Origin of the sequence: Nostoc sp. (assembly GCF_041747015.1) — a bacterium.
In the GTDB taxonomy this organism is placed as follows: domain Bacteria; phylum Cyanobacteriota; class Cyanobacteriia; order Cyanobacteriales; family Nostocaceae; genus Nostoc.
Genome location: NZ_JBGTFY010000330.1, coordinates 1 through 6,656 on the forward strand (window position 1 = coordinate 1; position 6,656 = coordinate 6,656).

The window sequence follows — 6,656 nt, forward strand, 5'->3', positions numbered from 1 at the left end:
GACAGCGTAAGTATAGCTCGTTATCCTCACCCAGCATAAAATTTTCGTCAAACAAGCCAACTTCAGTGAATGCTTGTCGAGGTATGACAACAGAAGAGAGAGTAATAATAAAACCTGAGACAAGAAAATGATGAACGGGCGAAGCATATTTTTCTGAATTAGGTCTTTGGACTTGAAGTCGTTTGTGTTCTTTAGCTGTATCCCAAATTACTAAGTCGCTGACGGAAAAACATTTATATTTGCCTTCTAGTACCTCAATCTGAGTTTTTAAGTGACTTGTTTCCCAAAGATCGTCAGAATCGAGGAAAGCAATATAGTTGCCTCTAGCCTGTAATATTGCTAGGTTACGTGCAGCCGATGGGCCTACATTTTGTTTAAGACTAATTAGGCGCACAAATGGATACTTCTGAGCAACAATTTCCGAAGTTCCATCTTGAGAGTTGTCATCAACAACAATAATCTCAACAAGACCATCAAACTCTTGAGAGGTTACACTTGTTAATGCTTCTTGTAACATTAAACACCGATTATAAGTAGGAATAATCACTGTTACTCCGGGACTTAGCTGATGTGGATCTTGTGGTGAAGTTAGCAGCATAATTAATACTATATTGTTAAATATTGCTGAATTAATTGCAAAATGCGATCGCGATCATATTTTTGAACTACTACTGCGCGTGCCGCACATCCCAGTTGTTCACATAAGGTAGAATTTTTAAGTAGCTCTAGACACGCTTGAGCAAATAGTTTTGGGTCGTCCCGTAACAAAAGCTCTTGCCCATCGTGCATCTCAATACCTTCTGAGCCAATCTTCGTAGAGACAATAGGTTTGCCATAAGCTGCTGCCTCAAGAATCTTAATTCGCGTTCCCCCACCAGAGAAAACTGGACAGCAAACCACGCGAGAGCGCTGATAAAGATTGTCTAAGTCTTTAACGAAACCACTAAACTCTACACCCGGAACACCAGCATTGTAATTGCGTATTTTGTTTGGACTTCCTCCGGCAATAATTAACCGTGCTTCAGGCATGACTCGATAGATTTGCGGCCAAACCTCCTCAATTAAAAATTCTGCTGCATTTACATTTGGCTGATAAGTGTAGGAGCCGAGAAACAGTAACGTAGGTTCAGGAACAACAGGCTGTAACTGGGGGATATCAACGGCATTGGGTACGCTCACTACACCTGGAAGTTTTAATCTGTTTGTAAGGTAGTGCCGATCCTTTTCCGAACAGACAAATGTCTGCTGTGCTAAACGAATAGCACGGCACTCGCCCGCCCACAATGCAGGTACTTGTAGATAATGTAAAGGTTTTACTTGCCTTTTAGGCGGCTGACTAAGGTTGCGAGTAAAGGCTATGTGTTCTATATCATCTAAATCAAAAAAAATTGGTGGCAAAGCTTTGGGAGTAAGCATACACGGACACATTGACTTTAGCCTATGAACAAAGATTGCATCTGGCTTTCGGCTTAAACATTTCTCAAGTGCTTGAACCTGCTGCGCTCCGCTTCCACTAATGTATTTTGTCTGCTTGAAAAAACTGAAAATGCTAGGTAGATAATTCTGTAGCTGAGATAATCGGCTTTGATGCTTGAATTTCGGACATAGGAAAAGGGTAATTTTAGTATCCCAGTATTGAGAGAGAGAATGCTCTATTTCGGCAACAGCATCCTGAGAAATATTTGTTTCAGGAGACACATAAAACAATATATCTAGTTGAGCAATCTGCTTGATTGCATCAATCAACATTCTCATGCGTTTGTAAACGCCATGAACTTTGAGGTGTAAATCATCAGGAAAGTCACTCGAAACAAATAAAACCCGCATACAATTACCTGTAAGCTAATAAAGATTTATATAAACCGAGTAATACTCAGTCAATTGCCTATATCAGCCGGAATGTTGTTTTTACATTAGATTCAAGGCTGCCAATGTTTTTACATTTTCTAGCCTTGATTGAATTTGTTGACGTATATCCTCCCGCTTGGCAATTATAGCTGCTAAAAAATTAGCTAAAGCGCCAGGTTGAAAGGCTTTCTCTGGCGCAATAGTCATTCCTTGCAAGGCGAAGTGATTAAACAAACCCTCAAACTTGCCTTGGTAAGTAACACCCGCTACAGGCACTCCTTGACCCAGGCAAGCGATCGCTAAATGCATCCTACCAGTAAAAACCAAGTCTAAATCGGCACACATAAACTTAATTTCTGCGGCACTACAGGGGGTTGGAACCTTCATGCAGTAAGAATTCATATGTATTGGTAATCTTTCTAAAATAGTGGATGCCAGCGATACATCACTTTCTTTCCCACGAAAGTCATGAGGAATCATGAGAAAGCTAATTGTTGGATGGCTAGAGAAAAGCTCGACTAAGGCATCTGCGTAAAGTCGAATTAAGTCATCGAATCCAAATTGGGGCAGACTTTTTAAATGTAATGAATTAGCGTTGACTCCAACGACCAACCGTCCTAATTCTTGCTGTTGGCGAACCCATTTAGACACACCTATAGCTAGTTCTGAATCTTCTTGAGCAGGCTCTAACAGAAATGCGACATCAGCTACTAAGTCAACACGACGTTGGAGATGGTGCGTTAGTCGCTGGTGAGAGACTGGATCGCGGCTGCAAAGTCTTACGCTTGCGGGTAGATTGGCAAGCGCCTGAACAGAATTTGGTGTCGGCTGTTCGTTAAAGCTGAAGCCGAGAATGGTTGCACTAGCCCCGGTTTTAGCTGCTAGCGCCACAAGTTCAATGAAACGGAGCGTTCTACTCTCTGAGTAAAAACCATCCATGACATCAGCCCCAATGCAATAAAAGCGATCGTAGCGACTGACCATTTGCACAAAGCGAAACCGATCTTTCCAGGAGTGATAGGCAAAATGACCCCGCAGATTAATCGTCTCTGTAACGAGATCCAAATTCTCCCAGCGAACGTTGGATTTTAAATTGACTATACCTATGCGCTTAATACCTTGCTCGGCAAGACGTTTCATACCTGCTGCTAGCATAGCTTCATCTCCCAGACTACCAGGATCGTCAGGTGGCAAAAATAGTGCTGATGCGGACTTATTGCCGACTGTATTCTGCTTTAAAACTTTTAATGTATTAGCGTAAGTATCTAGTAATTGAGACAAGATTTGCTCTTTAATAATTGATTTTTGCATAACCCCAAATCTCAACTCTCGTTTAAAAAACATCTAACTCTTAAGCGATTAAATGCTCTGAACACCCGATTCTACCAGTGGCAGCTTTAATTGTAATTAACTTACTTGACCTGATTCATACTGCATTTGATGATACATCCACAGCTTGCCACGCTGTTCTAATAGCTCTTGATACTTGCCCTGTTCTACAATACATCCTTGTTCAAGCACTACCACTTTATCCGCTCGAATAATAGTGGATAGTCTATGAGCGATCGCAATTACTGTTCGCCCTACAGCTAGCTTTTCTAACGATTCTTGGATCAACCGTTCTGACAGAGAATCTAGCGCACTCGTTGCCTCATCCAATATAAGAATTTCTGGATTGCGTAACAAAGCGCGGGCAATGGCAATCCGTTGGCGCTGACCTCCTGATAGCCGCACCCCCCGATCGCCTAGTTGGGTTTCAAAACCTTCCGGCATATCTAAAATAAATTCCAGCGCGTTAGCTAGTTGGGCGGCTTCTACAATTGCCGCTTCATCAGCATCCTCCGAACCGTAAGCAATATTATTTTTGACTGATGTATTGAAGATAAATGTATCCTGACTGACAATAGCCAGCTTTCGACGCAGTGATTTGATATTTAAATCCCGTAGCTCCACTCCATCAATGAGAAGTTTACCTTTTACAGGCTCGTAGAATCGTGGAATTAAGTCTACTAAAGTTGTTTTACCAGCACCAGAAGCTCCAACTAAAGCTGTCATTTCTCCTTGATTAATGGTTAGCGTGATATTGTGCAGTACTAAATTTTCAGCATCATAACCAAAATCTACAGCAACGAAATCAATTGCTTGCTTCAATCCATCAAAGTCAATGCGACCGTTTTCTAAATAAATTTTGTCATCAGTTCTAAGGATGTTCTTAATATTATCTAAAGAACCTTGAAAGCTATTAAGTCTCGACCAAGATCCATTTATTTGCGATACCAACGGACCTAAACGCAACAACACAAATAAAAACGTTAGCAAAGATGCTATTTGTAGTCTGCCATTTTCTCCAGAAATTGTTACTGCTACTACAACTATGAGCAATAAAATTGTGGCAGACACTCCTTCAGTAAGAGGTTGAACTACCGAGCTAGCTGCTGCCGCTTTAGTATTAGCACTCTCGACCTGTTCGCAAGCTTGATAAAATTTTCTCCGCTCGAAATCTTCAGTTGCAAATGCTTGCACTGTGCGAATGCCAATAATAAATTCCATTGCCACAGAACTGAAATTACTACCAGCTTTGGATATTTCAAAGCTAACTTCCCGCACCCATTTCACTAAATTAGAAAGACTTGCTGTTAACAAACTAAATAGTAGTACAGATATAAAAGTTAGCTGCCAAGACAGCCAAAACATTGCTGTTACGTACACCATTAATGTAAATCCCTTGGCAATAAAAGCAGCAGCTACGCTACAAGCTATTTTGATTTGGTAGACTTCATTATTAATGCTATAAAACAACTCGGCAGAACGTTTTTTGGCAAAGTAGCTTAAGCTTAGTTTCTGAAATTGTTTAAATAAACTTTTACGCAGTCCATCTCCTAAATGCAATTCGGATAGTTTGATATAGAGATTTCCTAAATAAACCAAGCCAGAACGCAACCAAACTGTTAAAAATACGAGTGTGCCTATTCGGTAGAGCCGATCAACAAAAGATGCATTTGTTCCCAAAAACCAAATATCAAACCAACTAATTCCTGTCTGTAAAGGTGGGGTATCAGGATTAGTAAAACTTCTCAGGAAAACTGAAATTAAACCAATTGTAAAACCTTCAAAAATTGCTGCAAGCAATGAAAATATTATAGCTAAGATAGCAATTTTACGAAAATTTTTAAACTCTCGCAAAATTAGGTAGTTATCTCGCCAGAAACTCGTAGCCTTCATTAGGTTGTAGAGCGGAATGGGGAGTTTGAGACGCATACAGTTTCCCAGCAAAAGTTGTAATTTAATCAGCGCTAAATCTGAGACAGCTTTGAAGCGCGACAGTGGATGATAATTTTAACAGGATTTATTTTTTCACTTAGCTTCGCCAAAGGCGAATTCTGATTTATCTTTATTAACAAAAGCTGATTTTAATCTATAGAGACTAGCTTCAGTAAGCAAGCATCTACAGATGCGATCACTGTATCTTTCATATAACATTCGTTGATGCCAGTGAATGGGATACGGGAGCTTGTAACAAAACAGCCTATCTTAGGTACTCTAAAATGTCTAGTCTTTTAAATTTATCACAGCAATAACATCGATATTTCCATCACCGTAAATTTTCTGGCTCCCTACAGGTTGTGTTGCAAAAAATGGCAGGCTGAAATAATTCCCATAGAGAAAATAATACTGCCTGCCGCTGATGAATTTTAAATTCCCTTCTAGTAGCGGCATTATCAGTCCGAAATCATCCTGCGTTGTGTACACTGGTATCTTAGTTATCCGCTTTCCGTTTCCAACAGGTAGCACGGCATTTTCGGGAAGAAGGATTCTCCCCGAAAGATGCTTAGAAATGGTGAACGAGAGGGGAATGGAAGTAGACTACATAACAATTCACTATTGGGTACAAGAGTATAGTCTAGAATTAGATAAGCGCTTTAGGGCACATTTGCGTCCGACAAATAACTTGTGGTGGGTAGACGAAACCTATATCGCGCGCTAAAAGCAAGCAGAAATATTTGTACCGAGCCGTTGATTCTCAGGGGAATACCCTAGACTTTTTCTTGACAGCGAAGCAGGAGGCTCTGGCAGCAAAACGCTTTTCCCGTAAGGCTTTTAAAGCCCTTCATACTCAAACCCTACGAGTTATTACTGTGGATAAGAATCCCGCTTATCCGAAAGGAAAGCCATCAAAAAACTTATTGCTAGCGAAGATTTACCCGAAATACTGAAGTTACGGGCATTGTAAGTATCTCAATAAGATTGTTGAGCAAGACCACCCTTGGATAAAACGATTGGTTAAACCAGGGATGCAATTTAGCTCCTTCTCTTGCAGCACGGCGAACCATTAGAAGATATGAAATTATGAACATGATGCGGAAAGGATAAGTTTTAGAAGTTTCCGAGGAGCCGTCAAAGAGTGGATTTTCTGCATCAACTAAACCAGAGGAGTGGCTGCATAATCTAAACCCATGCAACAGAGATTTTCTGTCCTTACAAAATTTTTGCAACACAACCCTTTTTACTAACCATGAAAAGCTCAACTTAAGGGAGAAACTTATTATTTCAGCGAAGTAAATTTTATATGCATCTATAAAAATACTGAGTAATTTCTTAGAGAAACTTAATTAGCAAATAATTAATGCTTGACTTTTAAAATCCTAAAGCGTAGTGTGAGAGCAATCCCAAATTGTTCTTATCAAATCAAAAATTTACTAGGACAAACAGTAACTAGAGTTAATACTTAAGGCCAGAGCAGGGTTACTGTTTATGTCCTTACAGGTAGAGGAGTAATGTTATTATTTGGTTGCGCTTCCGCTAAATGC

General features: G+C 40.1%; 5 protein-coding genes and 1 pseudogene. 1 reads left to right on the forward strand and 5 read right to left on the reverse strand.

Going from position 1 to position 6,656, the window contains the following annotated elements; all coding sequences use genetic code 11:
• The 5 genes from ACEW80_RS26790 to ACEW80_RS26810 form a co-directional block, all read right to left on the reverse strand.
• The coding region (locus ACEW80_RS26790) for a glycosyltransferase family 2 protein (RefSeq protein ID WP_373529515.1) at positions 1-598 on the reverse strand (598 nt) is incomplete at its 3' end.
• A gap of 8 nt (positions 599-606) precedes the next feature.
• On the reverse strand, positions 607-1,827 hold the full coding sequence (locus tag ACEW80_RS26795) for a glycosyltransferase (protein WP_373529516.1): 1,221 nt from the start codon (positions 1,825-1,827) through the stop codon (positions 607-609).
• Positions 1,828-1,908: 81 nt separating this feature from the next.
• Positions 1,909-3,159, reverse strand: a complete 1,251-nt coding sequence (locus ACEW80_RS26800; RefSeq protein ID WP_373529517.1) for a polysaccharide pyruvyl transferase family protein — start codon at positions 3,157-3,159, stop codon at positions 1,909-1,911.
• Between the two features lie 96 nt (positions 3,160-3,255).
• Positions 3,256-5,106 (reverse strand): heterocyst formation ABC transporter subunit HepA, encoded by a 1,851-nt coding sequence (gene hepA, locus ACEW80_RS26805; protein ID WP_373529518.1) that lies wholly within the window; start codon positions 5,104-5,106, stop codon positions 3,256-3,258.
• Positions 5,107-5,397: 291 nt separating this feature from the next.
• Complete coding sequence (locus ACEW80_RS26810) at positions 5,398-5,565, reverse strand: hypothetical protein (RefSeq protein WP_373529519.1); 168 nt, start codon at positions 5,563-5,565, stop codon at positions 5,398-5,400.
• A 12-nt stretch (positions 5,566-5,577) separates the two neighbouring features.
• On the opposite strand from ACEW80_RS26810, the pseudogene ACEW80_RS26815 reads away from it, so the two are divergent.
• Positions 5,578-6,216, forward strand: a pseudogene (locus ACEW80_RS26815) (IS6 family transposase); the annotation flags it as partial.
• Between the last annotated feature and the right edge of the window lie 440 nt (positions 6,217-6,656).